The following is a 377-nucleotide window of genomic DNA, read 5'->3' as shown; positions in this document are numbered from 1 at the left end:
GTGGATGCGTTTGGCTTCTTCCAAGTGAGCGGCGGTTTCGCGATGGCCAAGGCGAGCGACACGATCACACTTTCCGACGATTCCGAAATCGACGTGGACTTATTGACACTCGGTGGTAGTGGAGTGGATGCCTTCGCTGGTTTGAATGGCAATACTTCAGATGCTCTGGGACTTGAGCTCAGTGATGTAGACTTCGGCCTGGCATTCTTTAATGAAATCGATGGCGCGTCACGCAGCTTTACCAGCTTGCGTGCCACAGCCGGGCAAGTCGCTTTTACAGGTGGTGTGGATGATCTAACAGTTGAGTCTAATAATCTGACAGTTGAAATCAATCGTGGTGAAGGAAACCTCGTCGCTGATTTCTCAGAAAACGCTTA

General features: G+C 50.4%; 1 protein-coding gene. It reads left to right on the top strand.

Translation table 11 applies throughout. The annotated features are described in order from the left end of the window. On the top strand, positions 1-377 hold a 377-nt coding region (locus QEH59_RS18775), incomplete at both ends, for a hypothetical protein (RefSeq protein WP_308986921.1).

Source organism: Thalassobacterium sedimentorum (assembly GCF_031127905.1).
Classification (GTDB): Bacteria; Verrucomicrobiota; Verrucomicrobiia; order Opitutales; family Coraliomargaritaceae; genus Thalassobacterium; species Thalassobacterium sedimentorum.
The sequence above is the reverse complement of the archived record's forward strand: the minus strand, read 5'-3'. Positions and strand labels throughout refer to the sequence as shown.